General features: G+C 64.2%; 18 protein-coding genes and 3 tRNA genes. 4 read left to right on the top strand and 17 right to left on the bottom strand.

The genetic code is table 11. The features are described from left to right. Positions 1-37: 37 nt before the first annotated feature. Genes nuoF through ACQR07_RS18375 form a run of 8 tightly spaced genes read right to left on the bottom strand, consistent with a single transcriptional unit; the run spans position 38 to position 5,952 of the window. The gene (gene nuoF / locus ACQR07_RS18410) at positions 38-1,363 is read right to left on the bottom strand and encodes an NADH-quinone oxidoreductase subunit NuoF (RefSeq protein ID WP_434903634.1); all 1,326 of its coding nucleotides are present in this window, start codon (positions 1,361-1,363) and stop codon (positions 38-40) included. A gap of 19 nt (positions 1,364-1,382) precedes the next feature. Further along, complete coding sequence (locus ACQR07_RS18405) at positions 1,383-1,598, bottom strand: hypothetical protein (protein ID WP_434903633.1); 216 nt, start codon at positions 1,596-1,598, stop codon at positions 1,383-1,385. After that, positions 1,595-2,206 (bottom strand): NADH-quinone oxidoreductase subunit NuoE, encoded by a 612-nt coding sequence (gene nuoE, locus ACQR07_RS18400; protein ID WP_434903632.1) that lies wholly within the window; start codon positions 2,204-2,206, stop codon positions 1,595-1,597. Before nuoE ends, ACQR07_RS18405 begins: the two co-directional genes overlap by 4 nt. Before the next feature lie 14 nt (positions 2,207-2,220). Continuing rightward, positions 2,221-3,180 (bottom strand): FkbM family methyltransferase, encoded by a 960-nt coding sequence (locus ACQR07_RS18395; protein WP_434903631.1) that lies wholly within the window; start codon positions 3,178-3,180, stop codon positions 2,221-2,223. Continuing rightward, entirely contained in the window at positions 3,180-4,376 is a 1,197-nt protein-coding gene (locus ACQR07_RS18390; protein ID WP_434903630.1) for an NADH-quinone oxidoreductase subunit D, read from the bottom strand. The genes ACQR07_RS18395 and ACQR07_RS18390 overlap by 1 nt, the downstream gene beginning before the upstream one ends. A gap of 14 nt (positions 4,377-4,390) precedes the next feature. Next, entirely contained in the window at positions 4,391-4,996 is a 606-nt protein-coding gene (locus ACQR07_RS18385; protein WP_434903629.1) for an NADH-quinone oxidoreductase subunit C, read from the bottom strand. Positions 4,997-5,008: 12 nt separating this feature from the next. After that, complete coding sequence (locus ACQR07_RS18380) at positions 5,009-5,590, bottom strand: NuoB/complex I 20 kDa subunit family protein (protein ID WP_172132828.1); 582 nt, start codon at positions 5,588-5,590, stop codon at positions 5,009-5,011. After that, entirely contained in the window at positions 5,587-5,952 is a 366-nt protein-coding gene (locus ACQR07_RS18375; RefSeq protein WP_008964559.1) for an NADH-quinone oxidoreductase subunit A, read from the bottom strand. Before ACQR07_RS18375 ends, ACQR07_RS18380 begins: the two co-directional genes overlap by 4 nt. 602 nt (positions 5,953-6,554) lie before the next feature. Here ACQR07_RS18375 and ACQR07_RS18370 point away from each other — a divergent pair. Then, a complete protein-coding gene (locus tag ACQR07_RS18370) occupies positions 6,555-6,755 on the top strand; it encodes a hypothetical protein (RefSeq protein WP_434903628.1) in 201 nt (66 codons plus the stop codon). A 166-nt stretch (positions 6,756-6,921) separates the two neighbouring features. Here the strand turns inward: ACQR07_RS18370 and ACQR07_RS18365 are convergent. Continuing rightward, a tRNA-Asp gene (locus tag ACQR07_RS18365) sits at positions 6,922-6,998 on the bottom strand. A gap of 352 nt (positions 6,999-7,350) precedes the next feature. On the opposite strand from ACQR07_RS18365, the gene pepT reads away from it, so the two are divergent. Further along, a complete protein-coding gene (pepT, locus tag ACQR07_RS18360; RefSeq protein WP_434903627.1) occupies positions 7,351-8,607 on the top strand; it encodes a peptidase T in 1,257 nt (418 codons plus the stop codon). Between the two features lie 18 nt (positions 8,608-8,625). Here the strand turns inward: pepT and ACQR07_RS18355 are convergent, their stop codons facing one another. Then, the gene (locus tag ACQR07_RS18355; RefSeq protein ID WP_434903626.1) at positions 8,626-9,483 is read right to left on the bottom strand and encodes a class I SAM-dependent methyltransferase; all 858 of its coding nucleotides are present in this window, start codon (positions 9,481-9,483) and stop codon (positions 8,626-8,628) included. A gap of 89 nt (positions 9,484-9,572) precedes the next feature. Next, a complete protein-coding gene (locus ACQR07_RS18350) occupies positions 9,573-10,151 on the bottom strand; it encodes a hypothetical protein (RefSeq protein WP_434903625.1) in 579 nt (192 codons plus the stop codon). Positions 10,152-10,322: 171 nt separating this feature from the next. On the opposite strand from ACQR07_RS18350, the gene ACQR07_RS18345 reads away from it, so the two are divergent. After that, positions 10,323-10,577 carry a hypothetical protein gene (locus ACQR07_RS18345; RefSeq protein WP_434903624.1) on the top strand — a complete coding sequence of 85 codons (255 nt, stop codon included), beginning with the start codon at positions 10,323-10,325 and terminating at the stop codon, positions 10,575-10,577. A gap of 217 nt (positions 10,578-10,794) precedes the next feature. Next, on the top strand, positions 10,795-10,998 hold the full coding sequence (locus tag ACQR07_RS18340; RefSeq protein ID WP_434903623.1) for a hypothetical protein: 204 nt from the start codon (positions 10,795-10,797) through the stop codon (positions 10,996-10,998). A 36-nt stretch (positions 10,999-11,034) separates the two neighbouring features. On the opposite strand, the gene ACQR07_RS18335 is transcribed toward ACQR07_RS18340, so the two are convergent. From ACQR07_RS18335 to ACQR07_RS18310, 6 genes are all read right to left on the bottom strand, one after another. Beyond that, positions 11,035-11,111, bottom strand: a tRNA-Val gene (locus tag ACQR07_RS18335). 178 nt (positions 11,112-11,289) lie between these two features. After that, positions 11,290-13,713 carry an endopeptidase La gene (gene lon, locus ACQR07_RS18330; RefSeq protein WP_434903622.1) on the bottom strand — a complete coding sequence of 808 codons (2,424 nt, stop codon included), beginning with the start codon at positions 13,711-13,713 and terminating at the stop codon, positions 11,290-11,292. Positions 13,714-14,041: 328 nt separating this feature from the next. Then, complete coding sequence (gene clpX / locus ACQR07_RS18325; protein WP_015666504.1) at positions 14,042-15,316, bottom strand: ATP-dependent Clp protease ATP-binding subunit ClpX; 1,275 nt, start codon at positions 15,314-15,316, stop codon at positions 14,042-14,044. A gap of 399 nt (positions 15,317-15,715) precedes the next feature. Then, positions 15,716-16,354: an ATP-dependent Clp protease proteolytic subunit gene (locus ACQR07_RS18320; RefSeq protein WP_434903621.1), complete on the bottom strand. Its 639-nt coding sequence runs from the start codon at positions 16,352-16,354 to the stop codon at positions 15,716-15,718. Between the two features lie 298 nt (positions 16,355-16,652). Then, positions 16,653-18,011 (bottom strand): trigger factor, encoded by a 1,359-nt coding sequence (tig, locus tag ACQR07_RS18315; protein ID WP_434903620.1) that lies wholly within the window; start codon positions 18,009-18,011, stop codon positions 16,653-16,655. A 172-nt stretch (positions 18,012-18,183) separates the two neighbouring features. Continuing rightward, positions 18,184-18,268, bottom strand: a tRNA-Leu gene (locus tag ACQR07_RS18310). Between the last annotated feature and the right edge of the window lie 81 nt (positions 18,269-18,349).

Genomic DNA, 18,349 nt, shown 5'->3' with positions numbered 1-18,349 from the left:
GGGGGAAAACCTTGCTGGCGGACCGGACCGCCATCGCCTACTCCGCCGCCACCATGTGCGCGGGATCGCGCACGCCGACATCGTCGGCATCGGCCTTGTGCGAATACTGGTCGATGCGCGCTTCGATCTCGTGACGGAAATGCGTGATCAGGCCCTGGATCGGCCAGGCCGCGGCGTCGCCCAGCGCGCAGATCGTGTGTCCCTCGATCTGCTTGGTGACCTCCAGCAGCATGTCGATCTCGCGCTTGTGGGCGCGGCCCTCGGCCATGCGCGTCAGCACGCGCCACATCCAGCCGGTGCCCTCGCGGCACGGCGTGCACTGGCCGCAGCTCTCATGCTTGTAGAAATAGGAGATGCGCGCGATCGCCCGGATCAGGTCGGTCGACTTGTCCATCACGATCACGGCCGCGGTGCCCAAGCCGGAGCGCAGCTTCGACAGGCTGTCGAAATCCATCGGGGTATCGATGATCTGCTCGGCCGGCACCATACGCACCGACGAGCCGCCCGGGATGACAGCCTTCAGATTGTCCCAGCCGCCGCGAATGCCGCCGCAATGCTTCTCGATCAGCTCGCGGAACGGAATGCCCATCGCCTCTTCGACGTTGCAGGGCCGCTCGACGTGACCGGAGATGCAGAACAGCTTGGTGCCGACATTGTTCGGCCGGCCGATGCCGGCGAACCAGGACGCGCCACGGCGCAGGATGGTCGGCGCGACCGCGATCGACTCGACGTTGTTCACCGTGGTCGGGCAGCCGTAGAGGCCGACATTGGCGGGGAATGGCGGCTTCAGCCGCGGCTGGCCCTTCTTGCCCTCGAGGCTTTCGAGCAGCGCGGTCTCCTCGCCGCAGATATAGGCGCCGGCGCCATGCGCGACATAGATGTCGAACGGCCAGCCATGGATGTTGTCCTTGCCGACCAGCTTCGCCTCATAGGCCTGGTCGATCGCCGCCTGCAGCCGCTCGCGCTCCCGGATGAACTCGCCGCGCACATAGATATAGCAGGTGTGCGCGTTCATCGCGAAGCTGGCGAGCAGGCAGCCCTCGACGAGATGATGCGGATCGTGCCGCATGATCTCGCGATCCTTGCAGGTGCCGGGCTCGGATTCGTCGGCGTTGACGACGAGATAGCTCGGCCGGCCGTCGGTCGACTCCTTCGGCATGAACGACCATTTCAAACCGGTCGGGAAGCCGGCGCCGCCGCGGCCGCGCAGGCCAGAGGCCTTCATCTCGTTGATGATCCAGTCGCGGCCCTTCTCGATCAGCCCCTTGGTGCCGTCCCAGCTGCCGCGCCGGCGCGCGCCTTCGAGGCCCCAATCGTGCAGGCCGTAGAGGTTGGTGAAGATGCGGTCCTTGTCGTCGAGCATCAGACGGCTTCCTCTGGCATCAGCGGTTCGACTGCATGTTGGCGACGAAGGCGGCGCAGCCGCCAAACACCAAGGCCCACAGCAGACTGGACTCCAGCGTCGCGTTGAGCGCGAACCGCTGCAGTACGAAAATGAAAACGGCGGCAACAACGGTGTGCAGCGCCACGTAGCGCCAGTTCTTCATCGCGGCGCCCTCTTCCGTCAGGGCCGCAACGCGGATGCGATTGCGGCTCATGTCTTCTCCTTCAACGTCGTCGGACCGCCCGCCGGCGCCGAGAACTGGCGGCCATTCTGCGGGCCCGGCGTCGGCAGGTTGCCGGTCGCGAAGCCGTCGAGCACCTTGCCGAAGCTCTCCGGCGTCAGGTCCTCATAGGTATCTTTCCAGACCTGCACCATCGGCGCATTCACACAGGCACCCAGGCACTCGACTTCTTCCCAGCTGAAGTCGCCGTCCTTGGACAGATGAAACGGGTCGTGATGGATACGGTGCTTGCAGACCTCGATCAGCTCCTCGGCGCCACGCAGCCGGCACGGCGTGGTGCCGCAGACCTGGACGTGCGCCTTCTTGCCGACCGGCTGCAGCTGGAACATCGTGTAGAACGTCGCGACCTCGAGCACGCGGATGTAGGGCATGCTCAGCATGTCGGCGACGACGCGGATCGCGGCTTCCGACACCCAGCCCTCGTTCTGCTCTTGGGCACGCCACAGGATCGCGATCACGGCCGACGCCTGACGACCCTCCGGATACTTGGCGATCTGCGCTTTGGCGAAGGCAAGGTTCTCGTCCGTGAACGCAAAGCTCGCGGGCTGGACTTCCTTCGGGGCAAGACGGCGGACGGACATGGCTCTCTAGTCTTTCATTGCATGCGGCGCGCGGCACTTGCATTGAGCGCTGCGACGCGATTCTGCCAGAAGGCACTTGCAGTTCCGAACACGTTATAGCCGACGTGCGCGGACACCTTGATGCGGTCGAGGATCGACAATTCGGTCACGGTCTCGAAGCGGCGGCTCGCGGGGTCGTAGACCATCAGCTGCATCGGCGTCTGCTCGAGGATGTAGCGCGACACCGTATGATTGCGGTCCTGCCCGTGCTCCTCGCACAGGATCATGCTGTCGGTTGACAGCAGCCGCGCCCCGCCCTTGATCGCCTCGATCTCGACGCCTTCGACGTCGAGCTTGATCAGGTACTTTCCGGATGCCGCGACCTTGCCGTCGTCGATGAGGTCATCGAGCGCCATCACCGGCACCTGCTCGCCGCCGGCGCTGCCGCCAGCGATGCTGAAAGCCTCGTGCTTGGTGCCGGTCAGATAGGCCGTGCCGCGGCTGGCGCCGATGGCGCATTTCATCACATCGAAACGGCCGGTGTTGATGCGGGCGTTGTTGGCGAGCTTGGCGAAGTTTGCCGAGGACGGCTCGATCGCGATCGCCTTGTGCGATCCATACGGTGCGCTGGAGACCAGCACCGACCAGTAGCCGTAATTGGCGCCGCCATCGATGAAGGTGTAGTCGACGTCGACAGCTCCGAGAAACAGCAGCTCGAGTTCGTCCTCGTAGTGATAGGCGCGATTGAGCAGCTTGCTCCAATAGCCGTCGCCATACGGGAACTCGAACACGGCGTCGGGGTTGAGCTTCACCGCGAGGTTGCGCTCCGGCAGAGCCATGCGCAGCAGATTGGCGCAGCGGTTGTACCCGCGATGCGAGAAGTGCGACGAGATCTTCGAGCCGGTGGACAGCGCCAATGCAGCCGTGCGCTCCCAGAGGTTCGCTCCTTCGAGCGCTCCGGACGCACGATCGAACTGGATCGGCGCATGGCCCATCAGCGATCCACCTCTCCGAACACGATGTCGAGCGAGCCGAGGATGGCCGAGACGTCGGCCAGCAGATGGCCGCGGCACAGGAAGTCCATCGCCTGCAGATGGGCGAAGCCCGGCGCGCGGATCTTGCACTTGTACGGCTTGTTGGTGCCGTCGGAGACCAGGTAGACGCCGAACTCGCCCTTCGGCGCCTCGACGGCGGCATAGATCTCGCCGGCCGGCACGTGAACGCCCTCGGTGTAGAGCTTGAAGTGATGGATCAGCGCTTCCATCGAGCGCTTCATCTCGCCCCGGCGCGGCGGCGAGATCTTGTTGTCGGCGACGACGACCGGGCCCTGCCCGTCCGGCGCGCGCAGCTTCTGGATGCACTGCTTCATGATACGCACGGACTGGCGCATCTCTTCCATGCGGATCAGGTAGCGGTCGTAACAGTCGCCGTTCTTGCCGATCGGGATGTCGAACTCCATCTCGGCGTAGCAGTCGTAGGGCTGCGACTTGCGCAGGTCCCAGGCGGCGCCCGAGCCGCGCACCATCACGCCGGAGAAGCCCCACTCCCAGGCCTGCTTCAGGGTGACGACGCCGATGTCGACGTTGCGCTGCTTGAAGATGCGGTTGGCGGTCAGAAGCTGGTCGAGGTCGTCAACGACCTTCAGGAACGGATCGCAGAACGCGTCGATATCGTCGACCAGCTTCGTCGGCAGATCCTGGTGGACTCCGCCGATGCGGAAGTAGTTGGCGTGCATGCGCGAGCCGGAGGCGCGCTCATAGAACACCATCAGCTTCTCGCGCTCTTCAAAGCCCCACAACGGAGGGGTCAGCGCGCCGACGTCCATGGCCTGCGTGGTGACGTTGAGGAGATGCGACAGCAGGCGGCCGATCTCGCAATACAGCACGCGGATCAGTTGGCCCCGGCGCGGTACCTCGATGCCGAGCAGCCGCTCGGCGGCGAGGCAGAACGCATGCTCCTGGTTCATCGGCGCGACGTAGTCGAGCCGATCGAAATAGGGCATCGCCTGCATATAGGTCTTGGTCTCGATCAGCTTTTCGGTGCCGCGGTGAAGCAGGCCGATATGCGGATCGACGCGCTCGACGACCTCGCCATCCAGCTCCAGCACCAGGCGCAGCACGCCGTGCGCCGCCGGATGCTGCGGGCCGAAATTGATCGTGAAGTTGCGAAGTGCGGGGCTCTGCTCGTTCATACTCGCGCTCCCACTCACTTGGTCGCTTTTTCGTCGCCGGGCAGCGGATAGTCCGCGCCTTCCCAGGGCGAGAGGAAATCGAACTTGCGGAATTCCTGGTTGAGCCTGACCGGCTCGTAGATCACCCGCTTCTCCTGGTCGTCGTAGCGCACCTCGACGAAGCCGGTGGTCGGGAAGTCCTTGCGCAGCGGGTGGCCGTCGAAGCCGTAGTCGGTCAGGATGCGGCGCATGTCCGGATGACCCACAAAGATCACGCCATAGAGGTCGTAGGTCTCGCGCTCGAACCAGTCCGCGCCGGGAAACACCTCGATGAGCGAGGGCACCTGGGTGGTCTCGTCAGCCTCCGCCTTGAGGCGGATGCGCGTATTCAGCGTCGGTGACATGAAGTGATAGACCACGTCGAAGCGCTTCGCGCGCTCCGGGTAGTCGACCGCCGTAATGTCGGTGAAGTTAATGAAACGGCAGGCCGGGTCGTCGCGCAGATACTTCACGACCTCGACGATCCGGGCGGGCTCCACGGTCACCGTGAGCTGGTTGAAAGCAACCGAATGCCCGATCGCCGCGCCCGGGAGCGCGCTCACGATCGTCTGCCCAAGGGCGTCGAGCCTGCCGTCGTCCATAACGAAAAACCTTCAGCGTTCGATGGTGCCGGTGCGCCGGATCTTCTTCTGCAACAGCAGAACACCGTACAGCAGCGCTTCCGCGGTCGGCGGACAGCCGGGCACATAGATGTCGATGGGGACGATGCGATCGCAGCCGCGGACCACCGAGTAGGAATAGTGGTAGTAGCCGCCGCCGTTGGCGCAGCTGCCCATCGAGATGACGTAGCGCGGCTCCGGCATCTGATCGTAGACCTTGCGCAGCGCCGGCGCCATCTTGTTGGTCAGGGTGCCGGCGACGATCATCACGTCGGACTGGCGCGGCGAGGCGCGCGGTGCGAAGCCGAAGCGCTCGACGTCGTAGCGCGGCATCGAGACCTGCATCATCTCGACGGCGCAGCAGGCCAGACCGAACGTCATCCACATCAACGAGCCGGTACGGGCCCAGGTGATGAGGTCGTCAGCGGTGGCAACGAAAAATCCCTTGTCCGACAGCTCGTGCCTGACCTCGAGGAAATAAGGGTCGTTGGCACCGATCGGCCTGCCGGTCGCGGGATCGAGAATGCCCTTCGGGGCCGGTGCGATCACCGGACCAGAGGACGGGGTCGGGCTCAATCCCATTCAAGCGCGCCTTTCTTCCATTCGTAGGCAAACCCGACCGTCAGCACGGCCAGGAACACCAGCATCGACCAGAAGCCGGCGGCGCCGAGCTTGCCGAATGCGACTGCCCAGGGGAACAGGAAGGCGACTTCGAGGTCGAAGATGATGAAAAGGATGGCAACCAGGTAGAAGCGGACGTCGAACTTCATGCGGGCGTCGTCGAAGGCATTGAAGCCGCACTCGTACGCGGAAAGCTTCTCCGGATCGGGCTGCTGATAGGCGACCAGGAAAGGTGCGATCAGCAGAACCACCCCGATGATGGCTGCGACACCTATGAAAACGACGAGGGGGAGATAGTTCTGAAGGATGCCGGTCATCGGCGCCACTTTCCTCTGCGGTTTCGGTGCAAACCGCAGACTCGCTGCATTGGAATTGGTCGAAGCCTTAGCGCAGCGCACCAAGCCGCGCAAGACAAGCCGTCTCAACGCTGTCATCCCTCCCCACATTGCGGAAACCCGGACACACAGGGACGTCAGGCAGCCGCAACACGGGTATGGCCGTCACGTCGCAGGCCCGCAGCATTACGGTGTCGTGAGCATCTCCCGCCGAAGCTGACATGGTCAGAACCGCGAACACGCACAACGTTGTGCGCAGGCCCAAGACGTCTGAAGACGGTCGGAGACGGAGGGCGAAGCGCGATCGATCTGTCGGGAGCAGCTCATGGCCCCGTACGCGTCTGCCAATGCCGACGAAATGGTCATGAGGAGCAGGCGAATCAAGATCGCCGGGCTGAGTCGAGCGGCAGACCTGTGCCGGGCGCCAGCCGAGTCGGACGACGCGCCGCCGCATACTCCCGATTGCTGCAGCAAGTGCTGCAACCCATGAAACCATTTTGACGGAACGAGGAAACCGGATCGAAACAAAGCGGCTGTACAACTCCAGGCAACAAAGTGGCGCTCTGAGACGCCGGGAGGCTGACATGAACCACTCTCTGCATTCCGCTGATCGTTCGACCCACCTGAAGATCGTCGTGGTCGCTCTGGTCGCAGGCATCGCCGTGACCGCCTTCGGCATCGCGGCCCGAACCACTGGCGACGAAGGCCAGACCGCCACGGCGCAGGTCGTGAAGGCTGGCAAGCCGGTGGTCGTGACGAGTTCCAACGGCTCGATAGTGCGCTGACCGAAGCGCCTGCATTCCAGAGATGCCCCGGAGGCCGCCGCGATGGCGGCCTTTTGCTTTGCTAAGGTCGCAGCCCGGCAAACGCACCTGCGATGTCGCAGCAAAGCGCTTCGGACGGACAGTTCGGTGATGTCGGGGGCGGGAGTGGGTATTAAGCCATTGAAAATGGCGCGAGAGACGGGGCTCGAACCCGCGACCTCCGGCGTGACAGGCCGGCGCTCTAACCAACTGAGCTACTCCCGCGTGATCGCGAAATCCGCGGAGGAGTGCGACTTAAAGGGGCGATGTTTCGAAGTCAAGGACAATGAAACCAGAATGTCGAGAAGTCCTTGATGAGCCCCCAACGGGCTTCCGACGGCCGAACTCGTCCAACCTGCCCTACGCCCCAGACGGCGCCACGGCTGTCTTGGAGTCCCGAGCCCTGGCTCTGCGACGACGCCCTGCGGAGCGCTCGTTCTCTCGGAGGACGCGCCAAGCATCGGAGGCCATTGGTTGCGCCTGACGGACTGCCCAGCCGCACCAGCAGGTGCTACGCTAATATACCAGTACCCGACTCTTTGACGGTAACATAATCCTCCCGCTTACCCTGGTGCCCATGTCCGCCTCCCCGCTTCGCTTCACCCACGCGGTCGTCGATCGCTTCCTCCGCTATGTCGTCATCGACACGCAGTCGGACCCGTCATCGCCGACCTGCCCTTCGACCCTGAAGCAGAAGAACCTCGGCCGCCTGCTTGCCGCCGAACTGCAGGCGATGGGCCTGTCCGATGCTCATCTCGACGAACACGGCTATGTCTACGCAACGATCCCGGCCACCACCGACAAGAAGGTTCCGGTGATCTGTTTCTGCTCGCACATGGATACGTCGCCCGACTGCTCGGGGACCGACGTGAAGCCGCAGATCGTCCGCAACTACCAGGGCGGCGACATCGTCCTGCCCGGCGATTCGAGCCAGGTGATCCGCCCCGACGAGCACCCGGCGCTGAAGGACCAGATCGGCAACGACATCGTCACGTCGGACGGCACGACGCTGCTGGGCGCCGACAACAAGGCCGGCATCGCCGAGATCATGGATGCCGCGCAGTTCCTGGTCGGCAATCCGCAGATCAGGCACGGTGCGATCAAGATCCTGTTCACGCCGGACGAGGAGATCGGCCGCGGCGTCGACCGGGTCGACCTGAAGAAGCTCGGCGCCGATTTCGGCTACACGATGGATGGCGAGACCGCCGGCAACATCGAGGACGAGACCTTTTCCGCCGACGGCGCGACGATCATCATCAATGGCGTCAGCGCCCATCCCGGCTTTGCCAAGGGCAAGATCGAGCACGCCATCAAGATCGCCTCCGCCATCGTCGATCGCCTGCCCAAGGACACCTGCTCGCCGGAGACGACCGAGGGCAAGGAGGGCTTCCTGCATCCGGTCGGGATCTCCGGAACGCTCGAGCAGGCCCGGATCGACTTCATCGTGCGCGACTTCAACGAGCAGGGACTGCGGCAGAAGGAGGCCCTGCTCGAGGACATCGTCCGCGACGTCATCAAGGACTATCCTCGTTCGAGCTACCGGATGGAGGTTCGGCAACAGTATCGCAACATGAAGGAGGTCATCGATCGCCACCCGCAGATCGTGACCTATGCCGAGGAGGCGATCCGCCGCGCCGGGCTGACGCCGGTGCGCACGTCGATCCGCGGCGGCACCGACGGATCGCGCCTCTCCTTCATGGGGCTGCCCTGCCCCAACATCTTCGCCGGCGAGCACGCCTTCCACTCGCGGCTCGAATGGGTCAGCGTTCGCGACATGGAAAAGGCGGCACAGACCATCGTGCATCTCGCGATGATCTGGGAGGAGCGCTCCTGAAGCAGCGCGGCGCGGGCCTCAGGCGCGCGCCGTCACCAGCCAGATCGAGCCGGACAGCGTGACGCTGTCGCCGTCTTGATACTGCGCGAGCAGTTCCCGGACCGACTGCCGCGCGGCCTCGCGGGTGTCGGCCGGGTGCCCCTCCAGCGCGCGGCTGGCCGGGCCGATTTCGAACGCCGATTGCACGGCCGCGTCCAGGCCCTGCCCGCGCGCGATGTCGAGCGCGAGCGCGTGGGCCTCGAGCGCCACGTCGCTGAAGCCGGCCTCGCCCAGGATGCGCGTCACCCGGGCCTCGGACGCGAAGGCGAACGGTCCCGGATCCTCGGGCGCCATCTCCGGCAGCTTCGGCACGTGGCGATACACCGCCTGCAGCGGCGCGATCATCCAGGGGTTGGCCTTGGGCTCACGCCAGCACGCGAACACGACTCGCCCGCCCGGCTTCAGCGCCCGGCGGATATTGCCGAATGACGTCACGGGATCAGCGAAGAACATGACGCCGAAGCGCGAGACCATCAGGTCGAAGCTCGCGGGCACGAACGGGTGCACGGTGGCATCCGCCAGCACGAACTCCGCCGCAAGGCCCGCAGGCGTCACCGCGCGCGCCCGGTCCAGCATCGGCGCGGAGATGTCAGCCCCGAGCACCGATCCATCCGGCGCAACCTGTTGCGCCAGCGCGATCGCAAGACCGCCGCAGCCACAGCCGATGTCCAGCACCCGATCGCCCGGCTTCGCCGCGATGCGCTCGAGCAGGATCCGCGAGACCGGCGCCAGCAGAACGTCCTGCGCCTCCTGGCGCTCCGCCCAGCGCTGGCCGCCGGGTCCGTTCCAATACGCGATCTGGTCGGCGTTTGCGTCGTTCTCCGCAGGCAAGGGCATGATGCGCTCTCGGTAATGTCATGTACGAGGCCGGCATCGCCGCATGCGGCAGCCTCGCCTGTCAAGGCACGAGGGCGCGAGAGCCGTCGTTACCAGGATTCCGACAGGCTCTCGCCGACCGCCAGACATGCCCATCTCCGGCTGACGCGCTCGAACTCGGACCGGATCGCCGATCGACGCGCCGCGGTGTACATCGCCCGCTCATCCGGCGTCATCCGGTCGAGCAATGCGCGCGCGGCCGGCGCCATCTCCGCTCCTCGCGCCCGCAGCACCGGATCGCTGGCGTGCTGCAACCAATCCTGCCAGCAGATGAACGTCGCCCGCTCCGAGCGGTCGTAGTCGGCGGTCTGCCCAGGCATCAGGCGAGCATCCTTCGCTGCATGCTTGCGGCGCAGGCGCGAGGCATCGCGCGTCGAGCGGCCTTCCGCCATCGGGTGGAAGGTTCCGGCGGTGCCGCCGGCTGCAAGGCGCCCGAATACAGCCCCCGCAATGCCCAGGTGCTTCTCGACGAGGAAGTGTTGCAGATCGTGCGGCATCCAAGGGTCGTAGCCCGGAGCCGGATCCATCTCAAGGACGCATCCGTCGCCCAGCGTCGCGCGCACGACGTAGCGGCGTTCTCCGGTGCGGACAAACGACACAGTCATGGAGGTACGAGCTGAGCGCGCCATGGCGAGGCCTCCGCCTGGATTGAGCGTGGTGGTCGACACTATTTACGATAGACGGGCGGCTCACTCAAACGCCGTTGCGGGGTGCGACAGCATTTCCATATCAGGCGTGGGAACGCGCTCCGCGAACGGACATTCTCGTTCGGAGCGCTGGTGACGAAGCGGGAGAGGATGATGATGGCTGGACGCATTCCCCTGCTGGTGCTGGTGGCGGCACTGTCCTGCGCAGCGGCCGGCAGCGCCAATGCGGCCGGCGGTCGTAGCGGCGCACCGGTGCCGACCGGGCAGAACCCGGTGTTCTCGGATCCGCTCAACCAGCCGATCACGCCGTCGCGTCCGCTGATCCAGCCCTACACGCCGAGCTACCCGTCCTATCAGATCCGGCCGACACAGCAGCCGCGCTACCCGTCGCGGCAGCAGCGGCGCTAGCACTGACCCAGTGATGACGTGCTCCTGTTCGCGACCCGCGAGCACGGTCCAACAGAAAAAGGTTGGTTGCCACGCGCAATCGATCCGGCACTTGGGACGGGGCCGAAAAGATTCATCAACCGTGTTGAAAGAACCGAGCCGCGGCCTCTACTTGCCGATCCGAGGCTGCGCTAAAGCTGTCCGACGACCTGGGGCAGATTGAAACGCGGAGTGCGTCGTGACGCTGAGCTGGCTGACGGAATTGATCGTCTCATGGCTCCCCTTCATCATCCTGATCGGGGTTTGGTTCTGGCTCAGCCGCGCCGGCTCACTGACGAAGTTCGCTCAGTCGCACGAGCAGCAGCTGAATGAAGCCAAACGCACGAACGTGCTCCTGGAGCGGATTGCCACGGCTCTGGAGACTCTACGTTTGCCGCGATAGCAGCGACACGAGCAGAAAGATCCGATGAGATGCGAATGGTAGGCGGCGAGAGATTCGAACTCCCGACCCTCTCGGTGTAAACGAGATGCTCTAACCAGCTGAGCTAGCCGCCCTCACGTCGCGCTTCTTTACCCCCTGCCCGACGCGCAATCAACGGCGGAACCGCACCGGCGAGGCGGAAAGCCGCGTTGGCCCCGGCAGCGGGCTGCCGATCAAAGCGGTCAGAGATTTCCGAGCGCTTAAACGAAAACGGCGCCCTCTCGGGCGCCGCTTCCTTGGATCCGTTTGGCCTCAGTGGGCGGTCAGGCCGCCGGGGGCTTCGTCGCCATCGGCCTTCACGGGCACCTTGGTGTCCTCTTCCCAGACGATCGGCACCGGCTTGCGGACCAGGGCCCGGGCGACGACGTCGTCGAGGCGGGCAACCGGGATGATCTCCATGCCGCCCTTGATCGCATCGGAAATCTCCGTGAGATCCTTGGCGTTGTCCTCGGGGATCAGCACCGTCTTGATGCCGCCGCGGGCTGCAGCCAGCAGCTTCTCCTTCAGACCGCCGATCGGCAGCACGCGACCACGCAGCGTGATCTCGCCGGTCATCGCGACGTCGTGACGGACCGGGATGCCGGTCATCACCGAGATGATGGTCGTCGCCATGGCCACGCCGGCCGAGGGGCCGTCCTTCGGGGTCGCCCCCTCCGGCACGTGAACGTGGATGTCACGCCGGTCGAACAACGGCGGCTCGATGCCGTAGTTGATCGCCCTGGAGCGGACGAACGAGGCCGCCGCCGAGATGGACTCCTTCATGACGTCGCGCAGATTGCCCGTCACCGTCATCTTGCCCTTGCCGGGCATCATGACGCCTTCGATCGTCAGCAGCTCGCCACCGACATCGGTCCAGGCCAGGCCCGTCACGATGCCGATCTGGTCGTCGCTCTCGATCTCGCCGAAGCGGTACTTCGGAACACCGAGGAATTCCTCAACGGTCTTCTCGGTGATCTTGACCGACTTCTTCTTGGACATCATGAGCTCCTTCACGGCCTTGCGGGCCAGTGTGGAAATCTCACGCTCCAAATTACGCACGCCCGCCTCGCGGGTGTAGCGCCGGATCACGAGCAGCAGCGCGTCGTCGTCGATCGACCACTCCTTCGAGTCCAGGCCGTGCTTGGAGATCGCGCTGGGGATCAGGTGCTTGCGGGCGATCTCGAGTTTTTCGGTCTCGGTGTAGCCCGCGATGCGGATGATCTCCATGCGGTCCATCAGCGGACCGGGAATATTGAGCGTATTCGCGGTCGTGATGAACATGACGTTCGACAGGTCGTAGTCGACCTCCAGATAGTGATCGTTGAACGTCGTGTTCTGCTCGGGGTCGAGGACCTCCAGCAGCGCCGACGACGGGTCACCCCGGAAGTCCGAGCCCATCTTGTCGATCTCGTCCAGCAGGAAGAGAGGATTCGAGGTCTTGGCCTTGCGCATCGACTGGATGATCTTGCCGGGCATCGAGCCGATATAGGTCCGGCGATGACCGCGGATCTCCGCCTCGTCGCGCACGCCGCCCAAGGACACGCGAACGAACTCGCGGCCGGTGGCCTTCGCAATCGACTTGCCGAGCGAGGTCTTGCCGACGCCGGGAGGTCCGACCAGGCACAGGATCGGGCCGGTCAGCTTGTTGGCGCGCGACTGCACGGCGAGATACTCGACGATGCGGTCCTTGACCTTCTCCAGACCATAGTGATCCGCATCCAGAACCGCCTGCGCGGCCTCCAGATCCTTCTTCACCTTGGACTTCTTGTTCCACGGAATCGACAGCAGCCAATCCAGGTAGTTGCGCACGACGGTCGCTTCCGCGGACATCGGCGACATCTGGCGCAGCTTCTTCAATTCGTGCTGGGCCTTCTCGCGCGCTTCCTTGGAGAGCTTGGTCTTGTTGATGCGCTCTTCCAGATCGGCGAGTTCGTCGCGGCCGTCCTCGTCACCCAGCTCCTTCTGAATGGCCTTCATCTGCTCATTCAGGTAGTACTCGCGCTGGGTCTTCTCCATCTGGCGCTTGACGCGCGAGCGGATGCGCTTCTCGACCTGCAGCACCGAGATCTCGCTCTCCATCAGGCCCAGCACCTTCTCCAGGCGCGTGGTGACGGACAGCGTCTCCAGGATGCCCTGGCGATCGGCGATCTTGACGGCGAGATGCGAGGCAACGGTGTCGGCCAGCTTGCCGAAATCCGTGATCGACTGAACGACGCCGACGACCTCGGCCGAGATCTTCTTGTTCAGCTTCACATAGCTCTCGAAGTCCGACACGACGGAGCGGCCCAGCGCCTCGGCTTCGACCGACTTGGCGTCGGTGTCCTCGATCGCAACGGCGGTGGCTTCGTAGTAGTCGGCGCGATCGGTGTACTTCTCGACGCGCGCGCGCTCCAAGCCCTCGACCAGCACCTTCACGGTGCCGTCGGGCAGCTTCAGGAGTTGCAGCACGCTGGCGAGCGTCCCGGTCTCATAGATCGCGTCAGGAGCTGGATCATCGTCGGACGCGTTCTTCTGCGTCGCCAGCATCACCAGCGCATCGTTCTTCATCACCTCTTCGAGGGCGCGGATGGATTTCTCGCGGCCGACGAACAGCGGAACGATGTTGTGCGGAAAGACGACGATGTCGCGGAGCGGCAGAACCGGATAGGCGTGGCTCTCGCCGTAAACGATGGTCGGCCGGGGTTTGGGGGTCGTCATGGCCTGTTCCTTTTGTTTAGCCCCCTTGCACGCAGTCCGCCATCGTGCGCAACCGCCACAAGGTGCGATCTGATCCGGACTTCACCGACGCACCGAAATCGTCGGCCTGTCTCGAATCGAATGGTGAGGCGAATCCCGGGATTGAGATGTGTATCGCCACGCGACATTAGGTGGCTATCGACCCGGGGGGTGTCAAGTATCGGTAAACACCCGCCAAAAATGGCTTTACGCGGCGGGATACTGAAACGCTGCGACGCCGCGGACATGTCGTCCGCAGCGATCGCTGAACTGATAAATCGAGGTCTTCTGTCTATCGTACCAGCGCGCGTCACGCGCTGGCGCTGCTTTCCACCGCACGATCGGACCGATCGGCGTAGATGTAGAGCGGACGGGCCGTGCCTTCGACCACCTCGCGCGAGATCACCACTTCCTCGACGCCCTCGAGACCCGGCAGGTCGAACATCGTCTCGAGCAGGATGCTCTCGAGGATCGACCGCAGGCCGCGCGCGCCGGTCTTGCGCTCGATGGCCTTGCGAGCCACCGCGCCCAGCGCCTCGTCGGCGAAGGTCAGCTCGATGTTCTCCATCTCGAACAGCCGCTGATACTGCTTCACCAGCGCGTTCTTCGGCTCGGTCAGGATCTTCTTCAGCGAGGTCTCGTCCAGATCCTCGAGCGTCGCCACGACCGGCAGACGGCCGACGAATTCCGGAATCAGGCCGTACTTCAAGAGATCCTCAGGCTCGACGTGACGGAAGATCTCGCCGGTGCGGCGGTCTTCCGGCGCCAGCACCTGGGCGGCGAAGCCGATCGAGGTCGAGCGGCCGCGTGCCGAGATGATCTTCTCGAGGCCGGAGAACGCACCACCGCAGATGAACAGGATGTTGGTGGTGTCGACCTGCAGGAACTCCTGCTGCGGATGCTTGCGGCCACCCTGCGGCGGAACCGACGCGACGGTGCCTTCCATGATCTTGAGCAGCGCCTGCTGGACGCCCTCGCCCGACACGTCGCGGGTGATCGAGGGATTGTCCGACTTGCGACTGATCTTGTCGATTTCGTCGATGTAGACAATGCCACGCTGCGCCCGCTCGACGTTGTAGTCGGCGGCCTGCAGCAGCTTCAGGATGATGTTCTCGACGTCCTCACCGACGTAGCCGGCCTCGGTCAGGGTCGTCGCATCCGCCATCGTGAACGGCACGTCGAGGATGCGGGCGAGCGTCTGCGCGAGCAGCGTCTTGCCCGAACCGGTCGGACCGATCAGCAGGATGTTCGACTTCGCCAGCTCGACGTCGGAGTGCTTGGTCTGGTGGTTGAGCCGCTTGTAGTGGTTGTGGACGGCGACCGACAGCACCTTCTTCGCATGGTTCTGGCCGATGACGTAATCGTCGAGAACCTTGCAGATTTCCTTCGGGGTCGGAATGCCGTCGCGCGACTTGACCAGCGAGGACTTGTTCTCCTCGCGGATGATGTCCATGCAGAGTTCGACGCATTCGTCGCAGATGAAGACGGTGGGACCTGCGATCAGTTTGCGGACTTCGTGCTGGCTCTTGCCGCAGAACGAGCAATACAGCGTGTTCTTCGAGTCGCTCGTGCCGACCTTACTCATTCCTGTCTCCGTCCGCGGTTCGCTCTTGTCCGCTCGTTCGTTCCAGTCCGGCACGGGCCGGACCAGCCTGGTGAAAGAGCAAATTTCGTACCAAAATTAAGACCTTGTTCTTCACCCGCCGTGCACCACGGCCTACGCGAATCCCCCACGATCCATAACTGGGCACTCTAGCCAATCATGCTGTCATCCGACTATCAAGAATTCGCTAATCGGACCACAGACCCTAGACCGTGACATTACCGTGATTTTAGGGCTTGACACGGTGAGCGCCAGCGAAATCGAAGGAACGTTGCGCGTTTGCCACGCCTGTTCGGCAGGCGCACGGCGAGGTTGCGGCCAAATCGGGCCGCACCTCAGTACCTGTCCCGGGCGAGCCCGGCCCCATCAAACCGTGGCGTCTCAAGACGCCTTGGTCATCTGGCCCGGATCCTCCGGCCGCTTGTCGATCACCTTGTCGATCAAGCCGAATTCCGCCGCGGCCTCCGCCGTGAGGAACTTGTCGCGCTCCAGCGCGTCCTCGATCGCCTTGTAGGACTGGCCGGTGTGCTTGACGTAGATCTCGTTGAGCCGCTTCTTGAGGCTCAGGATCTCCTGGGCATGCAGCATGATGTCGGTCGCCTGGCCCTGGAAGCCGCCGGACGGCTGATGCACCATGATGCGCGAGTTCGGCAGCGAGAAGCGCATGTCCTTGTGGCCGGCGCAGAGCAGCAGCGAGCCCATCGAGGCCGCCTGGCCGGTGCACAGCGTCGACACCGCCGGCCGGATGAACTGCATGGTGTCGTAGATCGCCAGACCCGACGTCACCACCCCGCCCGGCGAGTTGATGTACATCGCGATTTCCTTCTTCGGGTTCTCGGCCTCGAGGAACAGCAGCTGCGCGACGATCAGGGTCGCCATGCCGTCCTCGACCGGACCGGTCACGAAGATGATGCGCTCCTTCAGGAGCCGCGAGAAGATGTCGTACGCGCGCTCACCGCGGTTGGTCTGTTCGACCACCATGGGCACAAGGTTCATATAGGTTTCGACGGGATCGCGCATGAATCACCCAAGGTTTGGACCAGCAGTTGAAGACGACCGGCCGCCGCAGGTGAGGCTCGTTCAGCGAGCAGCGACGGACAGTGGCCCCGTGATGCAGAACTTCAAGACCGAGCCCACAGATATGGACCAATTCCCCGGTGACAAGACCGGTGGCCGTGGCGAGCCGCGAGCGAGGTCGTTGTCCTGTTCAAGCTGATTCCCGCGGCGACGGCCAGCGCCGGAACCGGGCCGACCGGCGCTTTCGCCGGTCAACCTTAATCCTGCGCTTATGTCGCGAACCCGACCAGAGGTGGCCGGATCAGGCCGCCTTGTCGTTCTCGTCATCCTTGAACAGCTCGTCCTTGGAGACCTTCTTCTCGGTCACGTTGGCGAGCTCGAGGATGAAGTCGACGACCTTGTCCTCGTAGATCGGCGCGCGCAGCTGGGCGAGCGCCTGCGGGTTGCTGCGATAGAAGTCCCAGACCTCCTTCTCGCGGCCCGGCATCGAGCGCGCGCGCTCGATCACGGCGCGGCTGACCTCGTCGTCGGTCACGGTGATCTTGTTCTTCTCCCCGATCTCCGACAGCACGAGGCCGAGACGCACGCGGCGGTCGGCGATGGTGCGGTACTCTTCCTTCGCCTTGTCCTCGGTGGTGTTCTCGTCGGCGAAGGTCTTGCCGCTGGACTTCATCTCGGCCTGGACCGAGTTCCACATCAGGTTGAACTCCTCGTCGATCAGCGACGGCGGCGCATCGAACTTGTGGGTCTCGTCGAGGCGGTCGAGCAGCGCGCGCTTCACGCGCTGGCGGGTCGCCTGACTGAACTCGCCGGCGAGACGGTCGCGCATCAGCTGCTTCAGCTTGTCGAGCGATTCCAGGCCGAGCGTCGTGGCGAACGCGTCGTCCACCACCTTCTCCTCCGGCGCCTCGATCGCGGTCGCGGTGGTCTCGAACTCGGCGGCCTTGCCCGCGAGCTCGTTGTTCAGATAGTTGGCCGGGAACGAGACCTTGAGCGTGCGGGTCTCGCCGACGCCGATGCCCGTCAGCTGATCCTCGAAGCCCGGGATGAAGGTGTTCGAGCCGATCACGACATCGATGCCCTCGCCGGTGCCGCCGTCGAAGGCGACGCCGTCGATCGTACCCTTGAAGTTGATCTTCACGCGATCACCGCTTGCGGCCTTCGCGCCGTCGGCCTTTGCGGCGTAGCTGCGATTGGCGTCGGCCAGGCGCTTGATCGCCTCGTCGACGTCGGCATCGGTGATGTCGGCGACCGGCTTCTCGACCGCAAAGGTCTTGAAGTCGGCGAGCGCGATCGCGGGCACGACCTCGATGGCCACGGTGTAGGTCAGGTCGGACTGGCCGGAGAGGATCTTCTCGACCTCGGCCTCCTCGGTCGGCATCGTGACCTTCGGCTCGGTGGCGAGACGGAAGCCGCGCTCGGTGAAGATCTGGGTGTTGGTGTCGCGGATGGTCTGGTCGATGGTCTCGGCCATGACCGACTTGCCGTAGATCTTCTTCAGATGCGCGACCGGCACCTTGCCGGGACGGAAGCCGTTGATGCGGACCTTGTCCTTCAGGTCGACCAGCTTGGCATCCGCCTTGGCGTCGAGATCCGCCGAGGGAACGCTGATCTGGAACTCGTGCTTCAAGCCTTCCGACAAGGTTTCTGTGACCTGCATGGCGTCAATCTTCTTCCGCTTCGGTCCGGACCCTTGCGATCCGAACACACCTGATTCAATTGTGGACGACGCGCGGCAAGCAGCCTTGCGCCGGTGGGATCGGTGCCCCCGCTCCCCATGTCCGGGGAACGAGTGCGCCGTGAAACTTTGGGCAAACGCCTTAGGAAGCGCTTGGTGCGGGCGGAGGGACTCGAACCCCCACAACTTTCGTCACTGGAACCTAAATCCAGCGCGTCTACCAGTTCCGCCACGCCCGCGTGAACTGCATCGATAGCCCGGCCGCGATGCCGCGGGCGGCGCGGCTTATACCATGCGCGAAACCGTCCGCAGCAAAAAAA

Source organism: Bradyrhizobium sp. HKCCYLS20291 (genome assembly GCF_051167715.1).
Lineage (GTDB): Bacteria > Pseudomonadota > Alphaproteobacteria > Rhizobiales > Xanthobacteraceae > Bradyrhizobium.
This window is presented reverse-complemented; position numbering and strand designations above follow the sequence as displayed.

Bases quoted from the DNA above. Each gene is read 5' to 3' on its own strand.
- nuoF (WP_434903634.1), bottom strand. From the start codon at position 1,363: ATGCTCGACGACAAGGACCGCATCTTCACCAACCTCTACGGCCTGCAC.
- ACQR07_RS18405 (WP_434903633.1), bottom strand. From the start codon at position 1,598: ATGAGCCGCAATCGCATCCGCGTTGCGGCCCTGACGGAAGAGGGCGCC.
- nuoE (WP_434903632.1), bottom strand. From the start codon at position 2,206: ATGTCCGTCCGCCGTCTTGCCCCGAAGGAAGTCCAGCCCGCGAGCTTT.
- ACQR07_RS18395 (WP_434903631.1), bottom strand. From the start codon at position 3,180: ATGGGCCATGCGCCGATCCAGTTCGATCGTGCGTCCGGAGCGCTCGAA.
- ACQR07_RS18390 (WP_434903630.1), bottom strand. From the start codon at position 4,376: ATGAACGAGCAGAGCCCCGCACTTCGCAACTTCACGATCAATTTCGGC.
- ACQR07_RS18385 (WP_434903629.1), bottom strand. From the start codon at position 4,996: ATGGACGACGGCAGGCTCGACGCCCTTGGGCAGACGATCGTGAGCGCG.
- ACQR07_RS18375 (WP_008964559.1), bottom strand. From the start codon at position 5,952: ATGACCGGCATCCTTCAGAACTATCTCCCCCTCGTCGTTTTCATAGGT.
- ACQR07_RS18370 (WP_434903628.1), top strand. From the start codon at position 6,555: ATGAACCACTCTCTGCATTCCGCTGATCGTTCGACCCACCTGAAGATC.
- pepT (WP_434903627.1), top strand. From the start codon at position 7,351: ATGTCCGCCTCCCCGCTTCGCTTCACCCACGCGGTCGTCGATCGCTTC.
- ACQR07_RS18355 (WP_434903626.1), bottom strand. From the start codon at position 9,483: ATGCCCTTGCCTGCGGAGAACGACGCAAACGCCGACCAGATCGCGTAT.
- ACQR07_RS18350 (WP_434903625.1), bottom strand. From the start codon at position 10,151: ATGGCGCGCTCAGCTCGTACCTCCATGACTGTGTCGTTTGTCCGCACC.
- ACQR07_RS18345 (WP_434903624.1), top strand. From the start codon at position 10,323: ATGATGGCTGGACGCATTCCCCTGCTGGTGCTGGTGGCGGCACTGTCC.
- lon (WP_434903622.1), bottom strand. From the start codon at position 13,713: ATGACGACCCCCAAACCCCGGCCGACCATCGTTTACGGCGAGAGCCAC.
- clpX (WP_015666504.1), bottom strand. From the start codon at position 15,316: ATGAGTAAGGTCGGCACGAGCGACTCGAAGAACACGCTGTATTGCTCG.
- ACQR07_RS18320 (WP_434903621.1), bottom strand. From the start codon at position 16,354: ATGCGCGATCCCGTCGAAACCTATATGAACCTTGTGCCCATGGTGGTC.
- tig (WP_434903620.1), bottom strand. From the start codon at position 18,011: ATGCAGGTCACAGAAACCTTGTCGGAAGGCTTGAAGCACGAGTTCCAG.